This window comes from Paenibacillus sp. NPDC057967 (genome assembly GCF_042887015.1).
In the GTDB taxonomy this organism is placed as follows: Bacteria; Bacillota; Bacilli; order Paenibacillales; family Paenibacillaceae; genus Pristimantibacillus.
Genome location: NZ_JBHVQB010000001.1, coordinates 162914 through 187666 on the forward strand (window position 1 = coordinate 162914; position 24753 = coordinate 187666).

The window sequence follows — 24753 nt, forward strand, 5'->3', positions numbered from 1 at the left end:
TCCCCAAATCCTGTTTTCTATATTTGTATAGTTAAACTGTAACTTTTTCTATCACAGTATAATTCGATATACATTCGTTTGTCAATTAACTTACTTGAAATTACTAATTGATTTATTCAATCAATTTGACGCATCAATAGATCATTGTAATAAACGCTTATAAGCAAGACATGCTTCTTCACTTATAGTATGGTGTAGGTAGTATGCACAAGGGAGGAAATGCCATGAACTGCTGGACAGGTAGAGCCGTCCGGTTACGTGCAATTATCGCGGAGGACTGGTCCCAATTCCACGACAATGATCAGGATACGGATAGCGCCCGGTCTTCCGACTCCATCTACTTCCCGAGATCCGAGGCAGGAACCCGGCAATGGACGGAGGAGACAGCGGCAAAGAGGGCATCCGGAGATTCCATTATGCTTGCGATAGAAAATCTGGATGGCGAGCTGGTCGGATGCATCAGCGCCCATAGCTGTGACAGCCGGAACGGGACATTCAAATACGGCGTCGCCATCTTCCGCGACCATTGGCGCAAGGGTTATGCTTCTGAGGCCGCTCTACTCCTGCTTCGCTACTTCTTCCATGAGCTTCGATATGAGAAAGCCGTTGCGAGCGTCTACGGCTTCAATGAAAGCTCTATAGGGATGCAAGAGCGGCTAGGCTTTACCCTGGAGGGCCGTCTGAGAAGCATGATCTTCACACAAGGCAAGCGGCATGACGAGCTCGTCTTCGGTCTGTTGAAGTCGGAATTCGATGACTCTCATTCCCTCGAATGAATCAAGCAAACCGTAGGCCCATAACAATAGGACAGCCAGAAGGCTGTCCTATTGTTATACTTCATAGCTATGAATTATACGAAGCGCTGATTCAGTCCGGCTTCTTCATCGTCAGGCTGACGCGTCCCTTTTTCAAGTCGACACTCAGTACCCATACGGTCACCGTATCGCCCACCGATACGACATCCATCGGGTGCTTAACGAACTTGTCGCTAAGCTGGGAAATATGGACAAGGCCGTCATTCTTAATGCCAATATCGACGAATGCGCCGAAATCAATAACGTTGCGCACAGTCCCATGAAGCTCCATGCCGGGAGACAAATCCTCGATTTGCAAAACATCCGTATGGAAGATCGGTGCTGGCAGCTCCTCGCGCGGATCTCGTCCTGGCTTCAGCAAGCTGTCTATAATATCCCGCAGTGTCGGCACACCAACATTCAGCCTGGCGGCTATCTCTGCCGCATCGAGACCCAGCAGCCGCTCACGCGCTGCTTCTGATCCGATAGTGTCAGCCTTCAATTCCAGCTCGCGCAACAAACGATCAACCACCTCGTAGGACTCAGGGTGAATCGGTGTGCGATCAAGCGCGTTCCCCCCGTCGGGAATACGCAGGAAGCCGATACACTGCTCGTACGATTTGGCGCCGAGTCTCGGCACCTTCTGGAGCTGCTCCCGCTTCGCGAAACGTCCGTTCTCCTCGCGGTACTTCACGATATTTTTCGCAAGCGTGGCATTGACTCCTGCTACATAGGAGAGCAGCGAAGCCGAAGCCGTATTCACATCAACGCCCACATGGTTAACCGCAGATTCCACAACGCCGCCAAGCGATTCATCCAGACGCTTCTGGCTGACGTCATGCTGGTACTGCCCGACACCGATCGCCTTCGGCTCGATCTTGACCAGCTCTGCCAGCGGGTCCTGCAGCCGTCTGGCGATAGACACGGCGCTGCGCTCCGCAACGTCGAGCTTCGGGAATTCCTCCTGGGCCAGCTTGGAAGCGGAATAGACGGATGCGCCAGCCTCATTGACGATAATATACTTCAGGCTGCCAGACTGCTTCCGGCTGCCAATCAAGGTTGCAATGAACTGCTCCGTCTCGCGGGATGCCGTTCCGTTGCCGATTACAATCAGCTCCACCTTATGCTTGTCAATCAAGCTGTTCACCAGCTTCTCTGCTTCGGCCACCTTGTTATTCGGCGGCGTTGGATAACATACCGCTACATCCAGCAGCTTGCCGATGTCATCGATAACCGCCAGCTTGCAGCCCGTCCGGAAAGCGGGATCGACACCCAGCACAACATGTCCGCGGACAGGCGGCTGCAGCAGCAGGTTGCGCAGGTTCTCCGAGAAGATCGTAATGGCGTGCTCCTCGGCCTTCTCTGTCAATTCACCGCGCACCTCACGTTCAATCGATGGTGCAATCAGACGCTTATGGGCATCCTCGATTAAAGTCTCCAATACTTCGCTTACGGCAGGAGCAGTCCCGTTTCTGAGCAGCTTCCGCTTGATATGCTCATGTATGCGGTCAGCAGGCGTATCGAAAGCTACGCGCAGCACCTCTTCCCTCTCGCCGCGGTTGATAGCCAGTATCCGATGAGGAGGAAGCTTGCGAACCGGCTCCTGGTACTTATAATACATCTCGTATACGGATTCCGTATCTGCGTTTTTTGCTTCCGTACGCAGCAGCGACTGGTCGAACGTGAACTTTCGAACCCATGACCGAATAGCCGCATCGTCCGCGATATTCTCCGCCAAGATGTCGCTGGCGCCTTGAAGGGCATCTTGTGCCGTCGGCACACCCTTTTCTTCACTCACATACCGTGCTGCTTCGGCTAGCGGATCGCCTTGGCGTGGCTGCGACCACAGCCACAGCGCAAGCGGCTCCAGCCCCCGCTCCTTCGCCACACTGGCTCTCGTCTTCCGCTTCTGCCGGTATGGCCTGTACAGATCTTCCACCTCTTGCAGCTTGGCTGAGCTCTGTATGGAAGTGTACAGCGCATCCGTCAGCTTGCCTTGCTCATCAATGAGACGGATAACCTCACGCTTGCGTTCCTCCAGATTACGCATATACTGCAGCTTTTCCTCGATCGATCTGAGATCGTTTTCATCCAGCTCGCCGGTCATCTCCTTGCGGTAACGGGCGATGAATGGAATTGTATTTCCTTCGTCCAGCAGCGATACAGCTGACTTCACTTTCGTCAATGGAATAGACAACTGAGCCGCAATACCCGAGATGATGCGGGCGCTCTCCGCTTCCTTCTCCTCCGACGTAAGCTTTGTTTTGCCGCCCTGCTCCTCTATGGATTCGCCTGCCGGCCATTTTGTCGCGTCTGCCATCCTTCAGCACCATCCTTTGCTTCGATTCGGCAAGCCTTAAGAAGCATTCCCGAGGGGCCTTCACCGCCTTCAGAAATGCTTCCGTCGTTAAGCCGTATAGGGATTGTTCGCTTTCTCAAATCCGATCGTCGTTCTGCCGCCATGGCCCGGATAGACAATCGTCTCAGGGTCAAGCACGTACAGCTTGTTCCGGATGGAATCGTATAGATCCCGCTCCTTGCCGCCTGGCAGATCCGTTCTGCCAACGGATTGCCTGAAGAGCACGTCACCCGAGAACAAATGCCCCCCGCACAGCAAGCTGACGCTTCCCGGCGAATGGCCTGGCGTGTGCATCACGCGGAAGGTATGGCCGATGAGCTCCAGCTTCTGCCCCTCATCCAGCGCATATTCCGCCGCATCGGTCGATAGCGGAGGCGTCACATCCTGCCAGCGCATCGATCCGTTCTTGCGTGGATCAGTCAGCCAGTCCGCCTCCAGATCATGAATATAGACCGGACAACCCGCCGCTTTCCTCACTTCGTCTACGCCGCCCATATGATCGAAATGTGCATGCGTAAGCACGATCGCTTCGATCTTTATTCCCTGAATGCGCTCCAGCAGTCGTCTGGGAATCATGCCTGGATCAATAATAAAACCCCGTTCGCCTTCGCCGTCTTGAACGGTTAGGAGAAAAGCATTGGTTTGCAAAGGGCCCAGCGTGAACGTCTCTACTTTGAATGTTGTGCCGCTCATCGCTTAGAACGACTCCAGCAATTCGCGCAGCTCTCTTACGACATCGGCCTGATAGCCCGGGCCTTCGCCATAACGACGCATAATTTCCTGACGGGTTACAGTCAGGTTGTCCTGGTAATCCGCCGCTTCGCGATCCGGATTCGCCTTCTTGAATTCCACCATCGGCTCCTGCACATAAGACGGACGAGGTCCCCATTGCCCAAGCACGGAGCCGCCATTGTCCGCAAAGATCACGATCGGCACGGAACGGCCGCCCATCGTCAGGAATTGGTCCATCGTATCCAGATTTTCTTCCATAATGAGTACTTCGGTAGGTATTCCGCTGACTTCCAGCGCGCCGAATACAACAGGAATGTTGCGAACGACGTCGCCGCACCAGTCTGCCATCAGAATAAGACATCTCAGATTATCGCGGTTATTCAGCGATTCAAAGAATTGACGGTCTTCATTAGAAGTCCAGCTGAACTGCTCCATCCAGCCGATGAAGGCTTCCTTGTTCTTGGTCATGCCATCCACGAATTGCTGCGGGCTAATGCCTGTTCCCAGCTTGTCTGCCACGCTTTTACTCATATGTATCCCTCTTTCTTTATCTTGTGTAGATGAAGGTTGTCATTTGTACTATTATACTTAAAACTTGCGTGCTCTGCGAATATACAAGATCAATACAATAATAGCTACCAGCGCAATTAACGCATACGCAATATTGGAGTATACATCCATAAAATGAACGATCTCGGTCCAGTTGTCACCAACAGCCGCGCCTACGGTAACAAGGATCGTATTCCAGATCAGCGTTCCGATCGTGGTGAAGAACAGGAATGGCATAATCTTCATGCCCGACATGCCGGCCGGCAAAGAGATGAGACTGCGGATAAGCGGAATCATTCGGCATATGAATACAGCCCAGTAACCGTACTTGTCGAACCAGGCGTCTGCCTTGCGGATATCTTCCTTCTTCACGCGCAAGAAGCGGCCCCAGCGGTCCACAATTTTCTCCAGGCGTTCAACACCTAACAAACGGCCGATATAGAACAAAATAATAGCTCCGATCAAGGAACCCAATGTAGCTACCACGATAACCCCAAGCGCGGTCAAGCTCGTATACGTGGTCATGAATCCGCCGAATGTAAGAATGACCTCAGAAGGAATCGGCGGGAACAGATTTTCCAGGGCAATCATCAGCAAGATGCCCCAGTAGCCGAACTGTTCCATGAAATCGGTAATCCAACTATCCATGCGATACCTCCATCTCTGATTTGCGGTCCAAGCATGCTGAATCGCCCTTCCTATTCTATCATATGCAGGCGGCGGCCTTCCACTCTGGAACCTGTCCTGTCCTATGCGTTTTTAATGCCAATATGACTTCACTTGATAGGCCCGTGACCAACCATACCGGCGGCGCATACATTGGGAATGGAGAGGAGTCGGTTCATTTGAAGCCTAATGCGCAGAAGCATGCCTCAGCCTATCCGTCGGCTCGCAAAATCCGAAGGTCCTGCAGCAATGAACTGTACCGCGCCGCCAAGCGACTTAAGGTATGGATTCCGAAGGACAAGATGGAGCAGGCGGAAACGATTTATGTCAAAAAGGTAGCCGCCAACCTGATCTGGATATTCGAGAACCGAAGCAACCGCAAAGTACAGGCTGATTGGTGGGAGGACAACGTCAGCCCCGAAATCGCCGAGCTTTGGGAAGTGGATAGACTCAGACTATGCGAAGCATTCCGTGAAGCTTACGGCGGTTAATCCGGATAACATGGAAAAGCCCGAGCAGAACAGCGGCACGCAGGCCGCTTACTCGGGCTTTACCTATTGTTTCTATTCTTTTGCTTCTTGCAGCCGATCTACGGATACGGTCTGCGTGTTAAGGGGATTGTTGCCTACCGTAACGGTCGCCATTCCATTTTGTTCATCCACATTTTCGATCCAGACGGAATCGCCCTCCAGATGAACGGCATGCGTGCCTTTGGATTCGTAAATTTGTTTGGCTCTTGCAGTATCCATTAGAGATCCTCCGGATTTTCCGCCATGGTGTCAGTGGTTGTCTCGGCAATCAAGCCGTTATGAATCGTAACCTGGCCTCCGCCCAATCCCTCGTTCACCATACGGTCTATATCCATGTCATATGCGTCCCGCCCTTCGAGATACGGTTCAGCGCTTTTCTCCGTGTCATGCTGATCGCTCATTGAGTTCGCCTCCTGGTTATGCTGGAATTATGATCTTCCTACGAAAAAAATATACCCCATTATGTCCCGGCTCATTCATCGTCAGAGCAGCGGGGACAGAATATGCATGATGGCTTCCGCCGCTTTCTGCCTGGCAGGCCGCTGAACGAAGGTCTTGAGGTCAATCTCCTCGCTATGCGCCAGGTCGTTCATAAAGTCATGCTCCAGCCTTCGGATCGGCTTCTCGTCGAACAGCAGGGCCAGCATCTCATAATTGCTGTACAAGCTCCGCATATCCAAATTCGCGGTGCCGACCGATGCCAGCTCGTCGTCTACAATCAGCACCTTGGAGTGGATAAAGCCCTTCTGGTATCGAAAGATGCGCACTCCTGCTTCCAGCATATCATGCACATACGATAATGATGCCAGCAGCACGAGCTTGGAATCCGCAATTCCGGGGATGATCAGCTTCACATCCAGCCCTCTTCCAGCTGCGATTCGCAAGCTCATGGCGATGGCAGGATCAGGGATAAAATAAGGCGTGGCCGCGAAGATACGGCTTTGGGCTGAGGACATCGCAGCGAATAAAGCGCCGACGACTTCTTGCTCATTCGTGCCAGGTTCACCGGGTACGATGAGCACCCGCTCCCCATCCGTAATCGTTGTCTCCGGCATATAGCGCTCAAGGCGCTCCAAGCGTTCCCCTTTGGCGAGCTGCCAATCCTGCATGAACGTCTCCTGCAAATAATGGACCGCGTCGCCCTGCACCTGGATATGCGTATCCCGCCAGAAGCCGAGCTTGGGATCAAGTCCGATATATTCATCACCTATATTAATCCCGCCGATAAAACCAATCCTGCCGTCGATGATGGCGATTTTCCGATGATTGCGATAGTTCAGCTTCCGATCAAGCAACGTCCATCTTGGCGGGGCGAAGCATGCGTAAGCAGCTCCCGCTTTATGCAGGGACTGGACATATTCATCATCCAGCTTCATGCTGCCTATCCCATCATAGACAACCCGGACCTCAATGCCCTTGCGGGCTTTATCCGTCAGAATATCAAGAAATCTTCTCCCGATCCCATCATTGCGTATCGTATAGTAGTCCAAATGAATGTGATCCCTTGCCGACTCCATAGCATGCAGGATCGCTTCAAATGTAGCTTCTCCGTTCGTCAAGATTTTCGTACGATTATGTCCCGTTACGGGATAGTCGGCGAGTGCGCTCAGCGACTTCACCAATTGGCTGGTCACCCTCTCCTTATGACCAATTGTCGATCGCGCTTGCGACAGCTCAAACCGCTTGCTCGCCGAACGAATTCCTGTTGAACGGATAACGTGCTCAGGCTTTCTTCTTCCAATTAGAAGATAGGCAGCGAAGCCGACGAACGGACATGCCATACAAATCAGCATCCAGGCTGTCAAATGCGCCTGACGCCTGTGCTCCATCGTGAGCACGACTGCCAGCTGGGCCGTATAGAGCACAAGCAGCACGATAAGTCCCCACAGCCATCCCGCCACGCATGTCACCTCTTCTCCGCTCGCTCGTTCAAACGCCGATGCTTAGTTTAAGCCCCCTGCTTCCCATGTATGCAATTCAGGCAACATTTTGTCCTTTTTCAGGGTGGACAAGCATAATTCGGCGTGAGCTTGATGATTTTGCCTCATCTTCCTCGCAACCTTTTTTATCAGTAACCGCCTATGGATATCTAGTTATGCCAGTAGGTAGGAATAAGTTTTCTGGTATGTTTTATAGCTTCCAAGAATAAATAGTCATAGAACGTTCTGCACGACTATACTGCCGGCCGGAAGGAGTAAACCAGTGAAACGAGCGCGGAGGCCAACATGGTCATTTGTTGTGATGCGCGGCGCCGACAAGACAGTGAAGCAATTCTCCGTATCGAAGCGATCAGTCGTGGTCGCTCCCGTAGCCGCAGCGATTGCGGTGACTGGCGCCATTGCCGGTCTTCAACTGAAGGCCGCTTACGAACTGAGGCATCTGGAGGATCAGCTCTTCTCCCAGTCTGCACAATTCACACAAACGATTACCGGGATGGATCAGGTCATCGCCGGGAAGGATGAAGCGATCGTCTCCCTGCAGCAAGAGCTACTGGAGTTGTCGCGCCAAGCGCAAGAGATGAAGACTAAAATGAACGAGCTTGATGAGCTCGAGAGCAAGCTTAAGCTGTTTATCGAGAAATACGGAGGCTCCGTTATCGATACCACCAGCGCTGAGCCGTCGGCAGGGTCAGGCAAGCCTGTCAGCGGAATGGTCCAGACGCTAGCCAATCGTTCCTCGGAGCGGCAGACGCCTTCGTACATCGCTTCACCCGGCAGCACGATGCAGATCGCCATGCTTGCGCAGCATACATCGCTAGACTTCCAGGCTTTGAGCGAAATGGTCGATGCCATGGAAGCATCCATGGAGCAGACGCTGATCAAAGCCCAGCACAAGAGGGCGACGGTTGATGCATATCCCTCCCTCTGGCCAGCCCGGTCCAAGCGGCTGACGTCGGGGTTCGGATACCGGAATGACCCTTTCACAGGCAGAACTACCTTCCACGCAGGCATTGACATTGACGGCGAGATTGGTGACGTTGTATTCAGCGCTGCCGACGGAACGGTGAGCGATACGGGGTATGATGCCAGACTGGGCAATTATATCGTCATTGACCATCTGGGAGAGCTTCAAACCGCCTATATGCACTTGAAGCGGATTGATGCCAAGGTCGGGGATGAGGTTGTCCGCGGTGAGAAGATCGGACTGATCGGCAACACTGGAAGAAGCACAGGCCCCCATCTTCATTTTCAAATTATGCAACGAAACGAGCCCGTCAACCCATTGAAATTTCTCGCGAAGCATAGCTGAGGACGGCCTCATAGTTCCAGATACCATGCTGAAGGAGGACTTCAACCATGTTCAAGGAGAATAAGCGCGCCATCGCGACCGATACGCTGATCGGGCAAGGCACGATAGCCGAGGGCAAGATTGTGAGTGAAGCCAATCTGCGGATCGAAGGCGAATACCGGGGCGATATCGAATGCAAGGGAGATGTTATTATCGGGGAATGCGGGGTGGCCCGCTCCAATATTATGGCGCAAGACGTGACGCTAGCAGGCAAGCTGTTCGGCGATATTGAGACCAAAGGCCGTCTCATTATTGCTGCATCCGGCCAGCTTGTCGGCAACGTCAAAGCCCATTCGCTCATTATTCAGGAAGGCGGCATGTTGAACGGCAGCTGCCATATGGAGCTGACCTCCGACAATAAGCATAAGCCTCTCTCCGAGCTCGAATCCCAAGCCAAGCAGGATAGCAAGAATGACAGGTCGAAGTCACGACAAGCCGGCTAATTCACTGTCCTGAACAGCGCAAAGCCGCGGCGCTCTACCCGCTAAGGGAAGAACGGCGCGGCTTGCTTTGTGCTGCGACTACTAGTTATACGATTAAGCTGCAACATCACGTTTGTTGAAGATATACCAGGTCAGCGCCATGAACAGCACGTAGTATACGCCTAGCACAGCCAGTGAAAATCCGAGCGTCATGCCGTTATTGGATACGTTGCCGCCTACATACTTGGTTAGATCCAGGTGGACGAACAAGATATAGTCAACCCACTTGTATTTCACAAACGCCAGCAGCTGCATCAAGTTATTGACTACGATTTCGATGAAGAGAGCCGTCGCGATTGCTAGAATGCTGCTGCGGAACACGGTAGAGAGCATAAAGGAAATCGTAACCGTCATTATCGTATTCAGAAACAACAGTCCAAAATACTTGAACATATATTCCACATTGGATACGCCGGTAACCTCGCTTAACCGATCTACCGTCCCGCTGCCGAATAGTCCAAAGAAGAGCCAATTGACAAGCAGCAAGCTTCCCAGAAACACAATAGCGAAGAACAAAGCGAACAGCAGGCTGGATATGTATTTGGACAACAAAATTTTGGATCGGTTCCAAGGCCGAATCAAGAGCAGCTTGATCGTGCCCGAGGAGAATTCCTCAGCGACCGTACTCGATGCGGCAACGACCGCAAAGATCGTAATAATCCAGTAGATGAACATCGTCTCCGTAATGACGACTTCCCACATGGCGGTCTGACCTTTGTCCACCGAGAACCAAACGGCGGATATCGCAATGACGAGGCCGATTATGATGCCAAGCATGACGAGCAGACGTGGTCGTCTGAACATCTTCATGTTTTCATTGCGAATGAGATTCATGAAATCAACCAATGCCCTCGCCCCCCGTCATCTCCAAAAATTGATCCTCAAGCGACTTGATCTCCGCACGAATGCCGTATATCTTAATGCCGCTCTTAACGAAGAGTTCATTCACATGTGCTGCAAACTCCTTGTCTCCTTCAACCGCAACCATGCCTGTACCCTCGTTGATTCCAGTCAAGTCTGATGCAGCCAGTACCTCCAAAGCGTTCTCCGGGCGGTCCACCTCAAAGATGATTCGTGCAATCTGAGCACTTCTATCCGTTCCCTGAATGGAACGTACATCGATCAGCTTGCCATTCTGAATGATAGCAACCCGGTCGCACATCAGCTCCATCTCGGACAACAAATGACTGGATACGAAGACCGCGACACCTTCCTGCCGCGCCATATTACGCAAGTAGTCACGGAGTTCGCGAATGCCCGCAGGATCTAGTCCGTTCGTCGGCTCATCCAGAATGAGCAGCTTCGGATTATGGAGAATCGCTTGCGCTACGCCAAGGCGCTGCCTCATGCCAAGCGAATACGTCTTTACTTTATCGTGAATACGGCTTTCCAGTCCGACGAGGGCTACAACCTCCCTCACCCGATGCGAAGTTATGCCCGGGATCATACGTGCAAAATGGATCAGGTTCTGATACCCCGTCATATATTTATACATTTCCGGATTTTCGACGATTGCCCCTACATGCCGAATCGCCTTCTCAAACTGATTGCTGATACTATGTCCGTCGATAAGTATATCTCCTGATGTAATCGACATCAAACCAACCATCATTCGGATGGTCGTTGTTTTGCCTGCGCCATTCGGACCTAGAAATCCGAACACCTCGCCTGATGGCACATCAAGCGTCAGCTTGTCTATCAGCGTTCGGTTTCCAATTCTTTTTGTTACATCCTGCAAACGTACAATAGGCTGCCCCATCTATGTAATTCCCTCCTCCAATAGCCCGGCTTTCCGAAAAAAGCGAGCCAACTACCTCATTATATACGATTGGGGAAATCATTGGTAACCATTGTTCATTGATCTCTCATCATTCATGGCACCGCGATTCGTTCAGACAACGTGCGCCATGAATTCAGGTTTACCCAAAGCCCGTCAAACTGGATTACGGCTTTGTCCACCGAAGCATCGCATGCAAGTCCACCCTCCAAACTCAGCTTCGGAAGCATGAAGTACTGCTTATACAGCTCCTCATAATCAATCGGCAGTGCTGCTTCCGTAAGTCTACCCAACAAAAAATCGAGCTGAAAGGCATACACACCGCTGTTCCATAGCGCTCCAGCCCTGACAAGCTCTTCGGCCTCCTGCTCTCCCGGCTTCTCGCAGCAGCTCTTTACTCTCCAATCATAGCTGCTGGACTCATCGCCAAGCCCGGTATGATCGGCGAGAATATAGCCATAGCGCGTGCCGGGGTATTCCGCTGCCGTCCCCACCATCATCATAGGCGCTTCATTTTCCCTTAGAAGCTTGGGCAAGCTGCGAATGCAATGAAAGAAATCTCCGGACACATACATATCGACCGGCAGCATAACCATGGTCTCATTCGGAGATACCCCCGCTACAGAATAATAATAGGACGCCGCCAGCAAAGCGGCGGAGTAGCTTCCCCGCTGCGTCGGCTCCTCCAGCAGCGGCACATGACGACCAAGCTGTCCCTTAATCCATCGGGCTTGTTCGATGCTTGTCGCGACGCTTGCGCTTTCCAGCAAATCAGCAGACAGCAGCTGCCTCCATAATCGCTGAACCATCGATTCCGGCTTCCCTCCCGGTCCGTCCAGGACGGGGAGATACTGCTTGGGCATATTGGTATCGGATAGCGGCCATACTCTTCTGCCGGGTCCGCCCGACAACATGACGATTTTCAATGCAACATCCTCCTCAGCGCCAAATTACGTACTATTATACTTGAGGCATCAAAGGAAGCATGTCGTTTCTTGGCATCGATTGCAGACGGTACGGCTCTACTTTTGTCGATAAGGGGGCATCCGATCCTTAAGGCGAAGCCGACTGAGCCCTGCCTGTTCAGCAATATCGCTCATCTTCGTCGCAGTAATGCTCCTCAGTGTAAAAATATCTCTAGCGGCATCGAGAATTCGCTGACGCCTACCCTCGAGCTGTACTGATAAAAAAATCTCGCAATAGAGTGATTACACTCCACTGCGAGATAGTCGGTTATACCTTATTTACCGCCTGCACGAGCCAGCTCGCGCTTGTTCGCTTCGAACGCGGCAAGCAAAGCGTCTCCACCTTGCAGACCCGTATCTTCCGCTTTGCGAATTTGCTCCAGCATCCGCTTGTAGTCCTTCGGAATCACCTTCACGAATTTCGCCAGCTCTGCATTCCAATTGTTCAGGATGCGTGTACCTACGGCGCTCTCCGTATACTGGACATGTCTTTCGATCATGCCGCGCAGCTCGTTGATATCGGCTTCCTCTTCCAGACGCTCCAGAAGGATCATCTCCAGGTTCGTATGGTTGTAGAAGTCGCCGTTCTCATCATAGACATAAGCTACGCCGCCGGACATGCCCGCACCGAAGTTGCGTCCTGTAGAGCCCAGAATAACTACACGACCGCCAGTCATATATTCACAGCCATGATCGCCGACGCCCTCGACGACTACGTTAACGCCGCTATTCCGTACCGCGAAGCGCTCGCCCGCAATACCGCGAATATAAGCCTGGCCGCTAGTGGCGCCATACAAGGCTGTGTTGCCGATAATGATATTGTCTTCTGCAGCGAAAGTCGCCTTCGGCGATGGCGCAACAATTACTTTGCCGCCTGATAGACCTTTGCCGAAGTAGTCGTTGGAGTCGCCTTCAACCGATAGCGTAATGCCATTCGGTACGAATGCGCCAAAGCTTTGACCTGCGGTGCCGACGAAGTGATACCAGATCGTATCTTCCGGCAGCCCTTTCGCGCCATAACGGCTCGTCACTTCGAAGCCCAGAATCGTGCCGACTACGCGGTTCGTGTTCAGAATCGGGAACGTTCCGCGAACGCTCTCTCCTCTCTCCAGAGCAGGCTTTGCCAAAGGCACCAGCTGCTGCATGTCGATCGACAGCTCCAGACCGTGGTTCTGCTCCTGCACTTTGTAGCGTTTTGCGCCTTCGGCAACATCCGCTTCGTACAGAATGCCAGAGAGGTCAAGACCTTTCGCTTTGTAATGCTCAGTCAGGTGCTTCGTCTCCAGACGGTCCACACGGCCAACCATCTCTTCGATCGTACGGAAGCCAAGCTCTGCCATAATCTCACGCATTTCCTCCGCGATAAAGCGAAGGTAGTTCACGACATGGGACGGATCACCCATGAACTTCTTACGGAGCTCCGGATTTTGCGTCGCCACGCCGACCGGACAAGTATCCAGCTGGCAGACGCGCATCATGACACAGCCTAATACGATGAGCGGAGCCGTCGAGAAGCCGTATTCTTCAGCTCCGAGCAACGCAGCGATTGCAACGTCACGTCCGTTCATCATTTTGCCGTCGGTCTCGATCGTTACGCGGTCACGCAGATTGTTCAGCATGAGCGTCTGATGAGTCTCGGCAAGACCAAGCTCCCAAGGAAGACCCGCGTGGCGGATCGAACCCATCGGGGACGCGCCTGTGCCGCCGTCATAGCCACTGACCATAATAACGTCTGCGCGGCCTTTCGCTACGCCTGCTGCAATCGTGCCGACGCCAACCTCGGATACGAGCTTCACATTAATGCGAGCGCGCGGATTCGCGTTTTTCAGATCGTGGATCAGCTCAGCCAGATCCTCGATAGAATAGATATCATGATGCGGAGGAGGCGAGATCAGACCAACGCCCGGTGTCGAGCCCCGTACTTCCGCAACCCATGGATATACTTTTAGGCCAGGCAGCTGTCCGCCTTCGCCAGGCTTCGCGCCCTGAGCCATTTTGATTTGAATCTCGTCGGCGTTCACCAAGTACTGGCTCGTTACGCCGAAACGTCCCGATGCGACCTGCTTGATCGCACTGCGGCGGGAATCGCCATTGCTGTCAAGCGTAAAGCGTGCCGGATCTTCGCCGCCTTCACCCGTATTGGACTTGCCGCCGAGGCGGTTCATCGCAATAGCCAGGCTTTCATGCGCTTCCTTGCTGATGGAGCCGAAGGACATCGCGCCGGTCTTGAACCGTTTGACGATGGACTCTACAGATTCCACTTCTTCAAGCGGCACGGACTTACCGTCCTTCTTGAAGTCGAGAAGCGAACGAAGTGTCAAATGCTTCTTGTTCTCGCCTTGTACCAGACCAGAGAACTTTTTGTACAGCTTATAATCATTCGCACGCGATGCCATCTGAAGTGTATGGATCGTCTGCGGCGTGAACAGATGGTCCTCGCCGTCCTTCCGCCATTGGTAGTCGCCGCCGGAATCCAGTTCCTTCTCAGCGCCCTCCTGCTCCGCGAACGCGCGGTTATGGGCATGCAGCGCCTCCTCAGCAATGACATCCAGACCGATGCCGCCAATGCGGGATTGCGTCCACGTGAAGTACTCGTTGATTACGTCCTCGCGAAGGCCAAGCGCCTCGAAGATTTGCGCGCCGCGGTACGATTGGATCGTGGAGATGCCCATCTTGGACAATACCTTTACGACGCCTTTTGTTGCGGCTTTGATATAGTTTTTGACCGCTTTCTCATGCGATACGCCTCTGAGCATGCCTTGCTTGATCATGTCATCCAGCGATTCGAACGCCAGGTAAGGGTTGACAGCATTGACGCCATAACCGAGCAGCAGCGCGTAATGATGCACCTCGCGCGGCTCACCGGACTCCAGCATGATGCCGACCTTCGTACGCGTTCCTTGGCGGATCAGGTGGTGATGCAGAGCTGATACGGCCAACAGGGCCGGAATCGCTGCATTCTCCTTGTCGACGCCGCGGTCGGACAGGATGATAATATTATGACCTTTCGCAATAACGCGGTCAGCCGCCTCGCACAATACAGTCAGCGCGGAACGAAGTCCCGCTTCGCCTTCGCTTGCCGTGAAGAAGATCGGCAGCGTGATCGACTTGAAGCCCTCGCGGCGAATATGGCGCAGCTTGGCGAATTGCTCGTTGGACAAGATCGGTGTATCCAGCTTAATGTGGCGGCAGCTCTCCGGCTCCGGGTTAAGCAGGTTGCGCTCAGGTCCAATTGTAGTCGCAGTCGACGTAATAATCTCCTCGCGGATCGCATCAATCGGCGGATTCGTGACTTGTGCGAACAGCTGCTTGAAGTAGTTGTACAGGCGCTGAGGACGCTCGGACAATACGGCCAGCGGAGCATCATAGCCCATGGACGCGATCGGCTCTTGGCCGCTTCCCGCCATCGGCTCAAGCACCTTGCGGATATCCTCGAACGTATACCCGAACGCTTGTTGACGGCGCTGTACCGTGTCATGACTCGGATCCGGAAGCTCTGGCGCTTCAGGCAGATCATCCAAATTCACCAGATGCTCGTCAAGCCACTCCCGGTAAGGATGCTCGGCAGCGATAGCCGTTTTGACTTCCTCGTCGGATATAATACGGCCTTGCTCTGTATCGACAAGCAGCATGCGTCCAGGACGCAATCTGTCTTTGTACAAAATGTCTTCCGCCGGAATCTCCACGGTTCCCGCTTCCGAACCAAGAATGATATGGTCGTCCTTCGTCACGTAGTAACGTGCAGGGCGAAGACCGTTGCGGTCCAGCGTAGCGCCGATTTGCGTGCCGTCGGTAAAGCCCATCGCAGCCGGTCCGTCCCACGGCTCCATCAGGGTGCTGTGGTATTCATAGAACGCCTTGCGCTCGTCGCTCATGCTCTCGTGGTTCGACCATGGCTCAGGAACCATCATCATGGCCACATGCGGCAAGGAACGGCCTGCGAGGTGCAGGAATTCAAGCGTATTGTCGAACATCGCCGTGTCGGAACCGTCCGGATTGATGATCGGCTTGATCTTCTCCAGGTCCTCGCCGAACAGCTCGGAGGCGAACAGCGTCTGGCGCGCATGCATCCAGTTCACGTTGCCGCGAAGCGTATTGATCTCGCCGTTATGAATCAGATAATGGAATGGATGAGCTCTCTCCCAGCTAGGGAACGTGTTTGTACTAAAACGGGAATGCACTAAAGCAATAGCAGAGATAACCGATTCATCATTCAGCTCGGTATAGAAGGAACGTACTTGCTCTGTGGTCAACATGCCTTTGTACACGATTTTTTTGGAGGACAGGCTGGAGAAGTAGAACATGTTGCCGCCTTCTTTGCCTGCATAGCGAATAGCCAGTTCCGCGCGTTTGCGGATGACGTAAAGCTTGCGTTCAAATGCGAGGGTGTCTTTCAATTCAGCGTTTTTGCCAATGAACACCTGACGAACATACGGCTTAACCGCCAGCGCCGATTGGCCCAGCTTCCCATCGTCCGTAGGCACAGTGCGCCATCCGATCATAGTCTGCTTCTCTTCCGCAACAATGCTCTCAAGCTCGCGCTCAATCGCCGTGCGGGCAGCTTCGTCTTGCGGCATAAAGATCATGCCGACCGCGTAGTCCCCTTCAGCGGGCAGTTGAATGGCTTCCTTGCTCAGCTCTGCGGAGAAAAACGCATGCGGGATTTGAAGCAGGATACCCGCACCGTCACCGGTGTTCGGCTCACTTCCCTGTCCGCCGCGATGCTCCATGTTCTCTAGCAGAGTAAGAGCCTGGCGGATAACCTTATGCGATTTTTTTCCTTTAATACTGGCTACAAAGCCCATTCCGCAAGCATCTTTCTCGTTCTGCGGGTCATAAAGTCCTTGCTTAGGCGGCAATCCCAAAATATTTTCTTTCATTGTGTGCAACCTTTCTATCAGAAGATTTTTGGGCAAGCAATGTAGAATAACAGGCTTGATCACTTAATTGGCTTCATTTTTGGCTTGAACTATCATAGAATGGTAGGGGGCGAGGCACACCCGCCTGCTCCTTGCCATTCCTCTTGCCATCTACCGTTGCTAAGCGATTATTATATGATTTTAACATCAGGGCAAAACGGAATCAATTTAATATTTTTATAATTGTGATAAGAGTTGTTTGGCGGCGGCGGCTGACGGGTTCTGGGACTAGTGGTGTGTAATCTTTGTTTTCATCTATTTTATCAAAAGGATGTGTGGCAATTGTATAGCAAATTAAGGAATATGTGGAGCCGCGCTGCGATCGCGGCGGTAGTGGCAGGATGCCTGGCTTCCGCCATGACCGCATCGGCGGCTCAGGCACCGGCAGCAGGAACAGCAACAAGCGATACATACGACATTGTCGTGCTGGGCGACTCGCTGGCGGCCGGCTATGAGCTGGGCTTTACGGAATCCTCCGTGCCTTACGGCTATGCGGAGCATGTATACGAGCAAGCTCTGTTCCAAGGCCTCCGGGCGGAGTATACCAACTACGGCATTATTGGCTTGCGCTCCGAAGGGCTTAGCAAATGGCTTGATGCCGCCGCCAAGGGACAAGCCGTGAAGGAAGCCGATATTCAGGCTGGCCTGATTGATCCGCGCGCCGCCGCTATGTTCGGCAAAACGCCTCAGCTTGCGCAGGATCTCAAAGATGCCGAGCTTGTACTCCTTACTATCGGCGGTAACGACTTCCTGTGGATGCTGAACGACCTTGGCGTCGAGACGGCATTCAACCAGCTCCCTGCCGACAAGCAGGATCTGTTGAAATCACAGCTAGATGCTCTGCTTGAGAGCTTCGAGAAACAGTTGAAAGCATCGCTGGACACGATTCAGAAGCTTCAGCCTAATGCCGAAATCATGATCGCCAACCAATATCTACCTATATATATCCAAATTCGGGATCAGAAGACATACTTCGTTCCTGACTCTACCGCCAAGTTTTTAACAGACGGCCAAACTCGCCTGCTTGAGCGCCTGCAAACCGTTGTAGCTGAATATTCGAAGCAAGGCCTGAATGTGAAAATCGCTGATGCGTCTTCCGCCATCGAGAAGGATGCGCTTAAGTTCACCAGCATCCGCGCAACAGATGAGAAAGGAAATCCGAAGCCGGATATTCACCCTACCGCTGCGGGATACACAGAGCTTGGCAAAACCTTCTCCGAACCGCTATGGGGAGCTTACAAGACCGTCAAGCCGCGCAAATCCAACGTGCCGATCTCGATCGTCGTAGGCGGCAAGGAGGTCATCACTGACTATGCGCCTGTCATCAAGAAAGGCCGTACGTTCCTCTCGCTGCGCGACGTCACCGATGCGCTTGGTGCGGAACTGCAATGGAATGCTGCTACCTCCACCGCTACGATTACGCTGGAAGACCGGACGGTCGCAATTACGGTAGGGGCCGATACCATTAGCATTAACGGCAAGAGCGAGCCGCTGAACGCAGAGCCCGCGTATCTCCAGCAATTCAGCGGAGAGAAGAAGACATACGTTCCGCTGGCCGCGCTCTCCGACGGACTCGGCTTCCAAGTCGTATACCGCGAAACGTTGAAAACCGCTTTTATCAACCGCTAGTTACTTGTAGTCCTTTTGCAATCCGAGCATCGTCTCAAGGCTCTTGGCTGTCCAGCGGTTCAGACGGTCGAGGGACTCGATCTCGGCGGCAACAGCCGCGTGAAGCGACTCCCGGTAATCCGGCACCGCACCCGCGTAGCTTTGCAAATCTCTGAGAAGGACCGTTGTTTTCTCTGTGTAGCTTAAGGCGCGGCGTTCATGGAACATCGCAACATCCGGGTTGTAGGGCTGATGAAGATCACCCTGCTCCGGATGCTTGAGCACCGCCAGCACTTTGACCAGCGCACGCGGTCCGTTAAGCTCCACAACCTCTCCTACATATACGCCCGAACGGACTTTGGCCTTGACTATATTTCCTACTTCGCAGCGGAATGGTTCTTCATAATTAGTCATCCTGTTATCCTCCTGAATTTATCGTTTTTTACTTCATCCTAAATGAATTCATAAACAAGCATGTGATTACAATGTAAAGGAACGTTAATTTATTGACAAGCAGAACATCCACGCTTGTATAAACCTAACCTGAGAAGTAATATGGAAAGAGAAAAGTAGGTGAGTATATGCGCAAGAAGAGAGTGCTGCTGCTCTCAGAGGGGTTCGGCTCCGGCCATACGCAAGCAGCAAACGCGCTGGCGGTAGGTTTAAAGCAGCTATGCCCCAGCATCTCGGCTCGAGTCATTGAGCTGGGGAAATTTTTAAATCCGGTTATCGGGCCATTAATCGTATCTGCCTACCGGAGAACGGTAAGCTCGCAGCCCAAGATGGTGGGCATGATGTATCGCGGCAATTATAAGAAACCGCTGAACCGTTTTGCACAGCTTGCGCTTCACCGGGTATTTTACACGCAAACTACACAAGTAATCGCTCAGCTTAAGCCGGATCTTATCGTTTGCACCCATCCCGTCCCTAATACCGTCGTCGCAAGATTGAAGCGGCTTGGACTGGATGTTCCTTTATATACGCTTATAACCGATTACGACGCGCACGGCTCCTGGGTCAGCCAGGAAGTGAATCATTATCTCGTTTCTTCCCCCGACGTGAAGCGCCGTCTTGTGGAGAAAGGCGTATTACCGGAGCGAGTGGAGGTAACAGGCATACCTGTTCATCCCAACTTCTGGATTACATACAGTAAGGAAGACATTCGCAAGGAATACGAGCTTAAGGATATGCCGACGGTGCTCATTATGGGCGGTGGCTGGGGTATCTTGTATGAAGACAATGCCTTATCGTACATGACCAAATGGCGTGAGACGACACAGTTAATCTTTTGCGTAGGCTCCAATGAAAAGATGAAAGAAAAGATGCTGGGCGATCCCATGTTCCAGCACAAGAATATCCGCATTCTCGGCTTTACGCGCGATGTTCACAAGCTGATGGAATCAGCCGATCTGCTCGTGACCAAGCCTGGTGGCATGACCTGTACCGAAGGCATGAGCAAGGCGCTCCCGATGCTGTTTTACGAGCCGATACCGGGCCAGGAGGAAGAGAATTGCGAATACTTCATCCAGAGCGGATTCGGCGAGATGCTTAATTCCAATGATACGGTAGACCGGTGGTTCCGACTTATCCATGACAAAGAGGCAGCAACCGCCTTCCGTGAAGGCTTGCTCCAGAAGCGCGCGCTTCAATATGACCCCAAAAAGTGTCCAGAGGCCGTACTGCAGCTCATGCAGTGACGGCTTTGTTTTTCACCTCATCTTTGGGGCATAATTGAAGATGGCTTGATTGATACCGATACTGCACACTTGAAGGGAGATCGTGACAGACATGCAATCACAAATGACAGATGGCAAAACGATTATTCTCAGGCTTGAAATCGACACAGATAAAGCCCAGTTCGGCAAGGCAGCTACCGCAATCGAGCAAGCTAAAGGCGATATCGTCGCCATTGACGTTATACATACTGACAAAAATAAAAGCGTACGGGACTTAACCGTCAAAATTACCGAGCAAGGCGCCTCCGAGCGGTTGACCGAAGCGCTGCGTGCAGTGCCCGGCATTAAGCTGCTTCATATCTCGGACCGTACGTTCCTGCTTCATCTGGGCGGCAAAATCACGATTCAGCCGAAGACACCGATCCAAAACCGTGACGATCTGTCCAGGGTGTATACTCCTGATGTAGCCAGAGTATGCCAAGCTATCCATGAAGAACCGTCCAAGGCGCATACGCTTACGATCAAGCGTAATACAGTAGCCGTGGTCTCTGACGGCAGCGCCGTGCTCGGGCTTGGCAATATCGGGCCATATGCCGCGATGCCTGTTATGGAGGGCAAGGCAATGCTGTTCAAGCAATTTGCCGATGTGGACGCGTTCCCGATCTGCCTCGATACCCAAGATACCGAGGAAGTCATCGCAGCCGTCAAGCATCTCGCTCCCGCCTTCGGAGGCATCAACCTGGAGGACATCTCTGCTCCGCGCTGCTTCGAGATCGAGCAGCGGCTGCGCGAGGAGCTGGATATTCCGGTATTCCATGACGATCAGCATGGAACGGCTGTCGTTCTCTACGCCGGCCTATTGAATGCGCTCAAGCTGACCGGACGCACATTAAGCGAAGCTCGCATCGTGGTATGCGGCATTGGCGCCGCAGGAACTGCCTGCACGAAGATGCTGCTCGCTGGCGGCGCACGCAATGTGATCGGCATCGACCGCCCGGGCATTCTGTCTGCGGATGAGACGTACGATCATCCGATGTGGCAATGGTATGCGCAGAACACCAATCCGGAGCGCCGCAAGGGCGGACTGAAGGAAGCGCTGGAGGGAGCGGACGTGTTCATCGGCGTATCGGCTGGCCGCTTGCTGACAAGAGAACATGTTGCAAGCATGGCGCCTGATCCGATCGTATTCGCTATGGCGAACCCGGAGCCGGAGATTCGTCCCGAGCTGATCGAGGATATCGTCGGCGTCATCGCAACCGGACGCTCCGACTATCCGAACCAGATCAACAACGTGCTTTGCTTCCCCGGCATCTTCCGGGGGGCGCTCGACAGCCGCGCTTCCGAGATCAACGAACCGATGAAGCTGGCGGCAGCCGAAGCGATCGCCTCCGTCATCAGCGACGAGGAGCTGAACCGCATGTACATTATCCCAAGCGTGTTCAACGCCAAAATCGTAGAGGAAGTCCGGCGCAGAGTCGTAGCCGCCGCCCAGCAAAGCGGCGTATCCCGCCGTCAGCTGCGCGATTAGCTGAGTTGGGTGCCGGCTCCAGCTCGTTTGGGAGCGTTTAAGTCGGCGTGATCGACTTGATTAGGACGGGGCGGCTCGTTCCGAGCGTTTAAGTCGGTACTACCGACTTAATTGAGCCAAACTAGCTTAGAAGGAGCATTAAGTCGGTACTACCGACTTAATTGAGCCATTCTAGCTCAGAGGGAGCATTAAGTCGGTACTACCGACTTAATTGAGCCATTCTAGCTCAGAGGAAGCATTAAGTCGGTACTACCGACTTAATTGAGCCAAACTAGCTTAGAGGGAGTATTAAGTCGGTGTGACCGACCTAATTGAGCCAAACTAGCTCAGAGGAAGCATTAAGTCGGTGTGACCGACCTAATTGAGCCATTCTAGCTCAGAGGGAGCATTAAGTCGGTACTACCGACTTAATTGAGCGCTATCCCAATCCTCGGAACAATTTACTTGCATCATAATAGTAAAAAGAACCATATCTTCATGATAGGGAGTAAACTCTCTCCATGAAAAATATGGTTCTTTTTCAGTACGCTGTTTCAATCAAGTAAGCATTAATCAAGTAAGCCATAGAACACATCCCAGTTGCTACGAGCGGGCCATAGACCGCTCCCTCCTTCGCTTCATCCAGACGATCATGCCTGTACCGGCCATAATAACCCCTGTCGCTACGAAGATCGAGTGGATGCCAAGGAACAGTCCCAGCAGACCGCCGAGCAGCGGACCCAGCATGGAGCCGAACTGGTTGGCGCTGGCTGTCAGGCCGAAAGAGCGGCCCCGGAACTGCTCGTCCGTATTTTGCACCATCAGCGTATTAATGATCGGGACGATACCCGCCATGAACAAGCCGAATACAAATTGCACGAACGCGAACAGCCACAGCGCTTCTACAAAATACTGCACACAAACTACCGTCCCTGCGGTCAAGAGACACAGGATCAAGATCCGGTAATGCCCCTTCCGCTCGCCTAACCTCCCCCAGATCGGCGACGCGATAATGCCAGCGATTCCGATCAACGACAGGACAAGCCCTGCCGATAGAACCGCTCCCTTCTCGCCGCCTTTCAGGTCCGCGATATGGAGAGACAGCAGCGGCTGAATCATGTTCAGCGATAATTGAAACACAACGAGGATAAGCAGCATATGAATGAGCGTCCGATTGCGGAACGCCATCCGGTACGTTATCGGCTGCTTGTCCTTTGTGTTCGCCTGCGTCTCCCGGCTCCTGTCTTCCTTCACCCAGAAGATAACGGCAAGCGCCGCCGCAAAGATAATAACGGCTGCCACAATGAACGACCTGCGCATGCCGAAGGCTTCGGCAAGCAGCCCGCCGAACAACGGGCCGAGGATTCCCCCCGTCATCGTGCCCGCTTGCATCATGCCGAGACTCCAGCCCAGCTTCTCCTTCGGCGCGATCATGGCGACGATCGACATAGAGGCCGGAACGAACCCGCCGACAAAGCCATGCAGCATCCGAACGCCAACAAGCTGCCAAGGCGTCTGTACGAAAGCGATCAAGGCATATATGATCGCCAGACTAAGTCCTGCCCGAATCACCATCTTGCGCTTGCCGAACTTGTCCGCTAGCATCCCCCACAGCGGTGCCATGACGGCACCAACCAGAAAAGCTGAGGAATGGACAATCCCCGCCCACAAATTAACGGAGTTTTTATCCACGCCGAGGTCATACAGAAACAGAGGCAGGAACGGTACCGACATCGTATAGCTGGAGCTGCAAAACAGGACGCCGAACCATAAAATCCACATCGTTCTTTTCCAGGATTGCACGTGATGTCACTCCCCTCATGCCAAAAAACCGCACTAAATCCATCCGAACGAATGCGCGTCATGTACCACTATACGCCTACTCCTGTACGAGTTCAAAACGCGAACAGGGGAGCAAAGCTGAGGAAACGGCGGGGAAGTTCCACTTATCGCATAAGAATGCGTCTAAAACCCAAAAAAAATATTGAAACCAGCGATCTCCCCTCACGTAAGTTAACTTATGGGCGTTGTTTTGCCATCATGATCAGCCTGTGAAAACGCCATCATAGCGTCTGTGACCTGCGTCCTATATAAAAGGCGACGACTACTCAACTGTATGCTATACTTAGCAGGTATGTTGAACAAAAAGGAGCCTACCTCATGTTTCAAGCTTTTATTGATTTTCTGAAGGATTACGGCCCCTTGGGATTGTTCGTTCACTCCTTTCTCGACGCGGTCATTTTTCCGGTCCCCGCTTTTTTCTTGCAGGTATCGCTAAGCATTATGAATCCGTCAACGGCCTTATGGCTTGCTACCGTCGGATATATCGCCTGCCTTATCGGGACACCAGTCGGTTACTATTTGGGCAAAATTATGGGCAAATCCGTTCTCTACCGGTTTATTAAAACAGAATGGATCGACGCCGCGACAAGCCGGTTCCAAAAAAACGGTGAAGCTGCCATATTGATAGGTTCCTTTACGCCAATTCCGTTTAAAGTATTTACGATTTTATCAGGCGCCTTGAACTTTCCGTTATGGCGGCTGATCGGCTACGCTGCGATAGGGCGTGCGGTCAAGTTTTACGCAGTAGGCGCATTGTTCTACTTCTATGGTCGCGCGGCAGAATCAATGGTGAAGGATGTATCGCTTTATACCTTTCTTATCGCCGTACCGTTGATTGCTATTTTTCTATTCGTTCGCAGCAGAATCCGCAAGAAGAAGCAGTTGAAGCAAGAGGCTGAGGTTCAACCGGCAGACGAGAGCCAGAAGGTAACCGAGCGTCAACCAGCTATTGAGCGCCAGACCGCGGCTACCGAGCTAAAAAACGACATATCCTCATAATAGCTAAAAAGCTATCCCTCCATCTCCACATAGAGATGAGGGATAGCTTTTTCTTATTGC

22 protein-coding genes are annotated in these 24753 nt (G+C 52.7%); 8 read left to right on the plus strand and 14 right to left on the minus strand.

The window, feature by feature from the left end; all coding sequences use genetic code 11:
* The first annotated feature begins 224 nt into the window (after nucleotides 1–224).
* Nucleotides 225–776, plus strand: coding sequence for a GNAT family N-acetyltransferase (locus ACFVSO_RS00820; protein ID WP_387469080.1), 552 nt, complete (start codon nucleotides 225–227; stop codon nucleotides 774–776).
* A 91-nt stretch (nucleotides 777–867) separates the two neighbouring features.
* On the opposite strand, the gene ACFVSO_RS00825 is transcribed toward ACFVSO_RS00820, so the two are convergent.
* The 4 genes from ACFVSO_RS00825 to ACFVSO_RS00840 all read right to left on the minus strand — a co-directional run bounded on the left by ACFVSO_RS00825 (nucleotide 868) and on the right by ACFVSO_RS00840 (nucleotide 5082).
* Nucleotides 868–3114, minus strand: coding sequence for a Tex family protein (locus ACFVSO_RS00825; protein ID WP_387469082.1), 2247 nt, complete (start codon nucleotides 3112–3114; stop codon nucleotides 868–870).
* Nucleotides 3115–3201: 87 nt separating this feature from the next.
* Nucleotides 3202–3846 carry an MBL fold metallo-hydrolase gene (locus ACFVSO_RS00830; protein ID WP_387469084.1) on the minus strand — a complete coding sequence of 215 codons (645 nt, stop codon included), beginning with the start codon at nucleotides 3844–3846 and terminating at the stop codon, nucleotides 3202–3204.
* Nucleotides 3847–3849: 3 nt separating this feature from the next.
* On the minus strand, nucleotides 3850–4416 hold the full coding sequence (locus tag ACFVSO_RS00835) for a thioredoxin family protein (protein WP_387469086.1): 567 nt from the start codon (nucleotides 4414–4416) through the stop codon (nucleotides 3850–3852).
* A gap of 57 nt (nucleotides 4417–4473) precedes the next feature.
* Entirely contained in the window at nucleotides 4474–5082 is a 609-nt protein-coding gene (locus ACFVSO_RS00840) for a DedA family protein (protein ID WP_119800626.1), read from the minus strand.
* Between the two features lie 197 nt (nucleotides 5083–5279).
* On the opposite strand from ACFVSO_RS00840, the gene ACFVSO_RS00845 reads away from it, so the two are divergent.
* A complete protein-coding gene (locus tag ACFVSO_RS00845) occupies nucleotides 5280–5591 on the plus strand; it encodes a dehydrogenase (protein ID WP_387469090.1) in 312 nt (103 codons plus the stop codon).
* Between the two features lie 72 nt (nucleotides 5592–5663).
* Here the strand turns inward: ACFVSO_RS00845 and ACFVSO_RS00850 are convergent, their stop codons facing one another.
* The 3 genes from ACFVSO_RS00850 to cls form a co-directional block, all read right to left on the minus strand.
* Nucleotides 5664–5849, minus strand: coding sequence for an H-type small acid-soluble spore protein (locus tag ACFVSO_RS00850; protein ID WP_387469092.1), 186 nt, complete (start codon nucleotides 5847–5849; stop codon nucleotides 5664–5666).
* The gene (locus tag ACFVSO_RS00855; RefSeq protein WP_387469094.1) at nucleotides 5849–6031 is read right to left on the minus strand and encodes a hypothetical protein; all 183 of its coding nucleotides are present in this window, start codon (nucleotides 6029–6031) and stop codon (nucleotides 5849–5851) included. Before ACFVSO_RS00855 ends, ACFVSO_RS00850 begins: the two co-directional genes overlap by 1 nt.
* Before the next feature lie 81 nt (nucleotides 6032–6112).
* Nucleotides 6113–7531 (minus strand): cardiolipin synthase, encoded by a 1419-nt coding sequence (cls, locus tag ACFVSO_RS00860; RefSeq protein ID WP_387469096.1) that lies wholly within the window; start codon nucleotides 7529–7531, stop codon nucleotides 6113–6115.
* Between the two features lie 301 nt (nucleotides 7532–7832).
* Between cls and ACFVSO_RS00865 the strand changes: the two genes are divergently transcribed.
* Together ACFVSO_RS00865 and ACFVSO_RS00870 are read left to right on the plus strand one after the other, a co-directional pair.
* Nucleotides 7833–8879, plus strand: coding sequence for a M23 family metallopeptidase (locus ACFVSO_RS00865; protein ID WP_387469099.1), 1047 nt, complete (start codon nucleotides 7833–7835; stop codon nucleotides 8877–8879).
* 47 nt (nucleotides 8880–8926) lie between these two features.
* Entirely contained in the window at nucleotides 8927–9361 is a 435-nt protein-coding gene (locus tag ACFVSO_RS00870) for a bactofilin family protein (protein WP_387469101.1), read from the plus strand.
* A gap of 93 nt (nucleotides 9362–9454) precedes the next feature.
* On the opposite strand, the gene ACFVSO_RS00875 is transcribed toward ACFVSO_RS00870, so the two are convergent.
* From ACFVSO_RS00875 to gltB, 5 genes are all read right to left on the minus strand, one after another.
* On the minus strand, nucleotides 9455–10246 hold the full coding sequence (locus ACFVSO_RS00875; protein WP_387469103.1) for an ABC transporter permease: 792 nt from the start codon (nucleotides 10244–10246) through the stop codon (nucleotides 9455–9457).
* Complete coding sequence (locus ACFVSO_RS00880) at nucleotides 10239–11159, minus strand: ABC transporter ATP-binding protein (RefSeq protein WP_387469106.1); 921 nt, start codon at nucleotides 11157–11159, stop codon at nucleotides 10239–10241. The genes ACFVSO_RS00875 and ACFVSO_RS00880 overlap by 8 nt, the downstream gene beginning before the upstream one ends.
* 113 nt (nucleotides 11160–11272) lie before the next feature.
* A complete protein-coding gene (locus ACFVSO_RS00885) occupies nucleotides 11273–12103 on the minus strand; it encodes a sugar phosphate nucleotidyltransferase (RefSeq protein ID WP_387469109.1) in 831 nt (276 codons plus the stop codon).
* 96 nt (nucleotides 12104–12199) lie between these two features.
* Complete coding sequence (locus ACFVSO_RS00890) at nucleotides 12200–12370, minus strand: helix-turn-helix domain-containing protein (protein WP_387470510.1); 171 nt, start codon at nucleotides 12368–12370, stop codon at nucleotides 12200–12202.
* A gap of 47 nt (nucleotides 12371–12417) precedes the next feature.
* The gene (gene gltB, locus ACFVSO_RS00895) at nucleotides 12418–17022 is read right to left on the minus strand and encodes a glutamate synthase large subunit (protein WP_387469111.1); all 4605 of its coding nucleotides are present in this window, start codon (nucleotides 17020–17022) and stop codon (nucleotides 12418–12420) included.
* Between the two features lie 321 nt (nucleotides 17023–17343).
* On the opposite strand from gltB, the gene ACFVSO_RS00900 reads away from it, so the two are divergent.
* Complete coding sequence (locus tag ACFVSO_RS00900; protein ID WP_387469113.1) at nucleotides 17344–18690, plus strand: stalk domain-containing protein; 1347 nt, start codon at nucleotides 17344–17346, stop codon at nucleotides 18688–18690.
* On the opposite strand, the gene kapB is transcribed toward ACFVSO_RS00900, so the two are convergent.
* Nucleotides 18691–19083, minus strand: coding sequence for a kinase-associated lipoprotein KapB (gene kapB / locus ACFVSO_RS00905; protein WP_387469115.1), 393 nt, complete (start codon nucleotides 19081–19083; stop codon nucleotides 18691–18693).
* Nucleotides 19084–19250: 167 nt separating this feature from the next.
* On the opposite strand from kapB, the gene ACFVSO_RS00910 reads away from it, so the two are divergent.
* Together ACFVSO_RS00910 and ACFVSO_RS00915 are read left to right on the plus strand one after the other, a co-directional pair.
* Nucleotides 19251–20366: an MGDG synthase family glycosyltransferase gene (locus tag ACFVSO_RS00910; RefSeq protein WP_387469117.1), complete on the plus strand. Its 1116-nt coding sequence runs from the start codon at nucleotides 19251–19253 to the stop codon at nucleotides 20364–20366.
* 91 nt (nucleotides 20367–20457) lie between these two features.
* Nucleotides 20458–21873, plus strand: a complete 1416-nt coding sequence (locus ACFVSO_RS00915) for an NAD-dependent malic enzyme (RefSeq protein ID WP_387469119.1) — start codon at nucleotides 20458–20460, stop codon at nucleotides 21871–21873.
* A gap of 582 nt (nucleotides 21874–22455) precedes the next feature.
* On the opposite strand, the gene ACFVSO_RS00920 is transcribed toward ACFVSO_RS00915, so the two are convergent.
* Nucleotides 22456–23655: an MFS transporter gene (locus ACFVSO_RS00920; RefSeq protein WP_387469121.1), complete on the minus strand. Its 1200-nt coding sequence runs from the start codon at nucleotides 23653–23655 to the stop codon at nucleotides 22456–22458.
* 357 nt (nucleotides 23656–24012) lie between these two features.
* Between ACFVSO_RS00920 and ACFVSO_RS00925 the strand changes: the two genes are divergently transcribed.
* Complete coding sequence (locus tag ACFVSO_RS00925) at nucleotides 24013–24693, plus strand: YqaA family protein (RefSeq protein WP_387469123.1); 681 nt, start codon at nucleotides 24013–24015, stop codon at nucleotides 24691–24693.
* The last annotated feature ends 60 nt before the right edge of the window (nucleotides 24694–24753 follow it).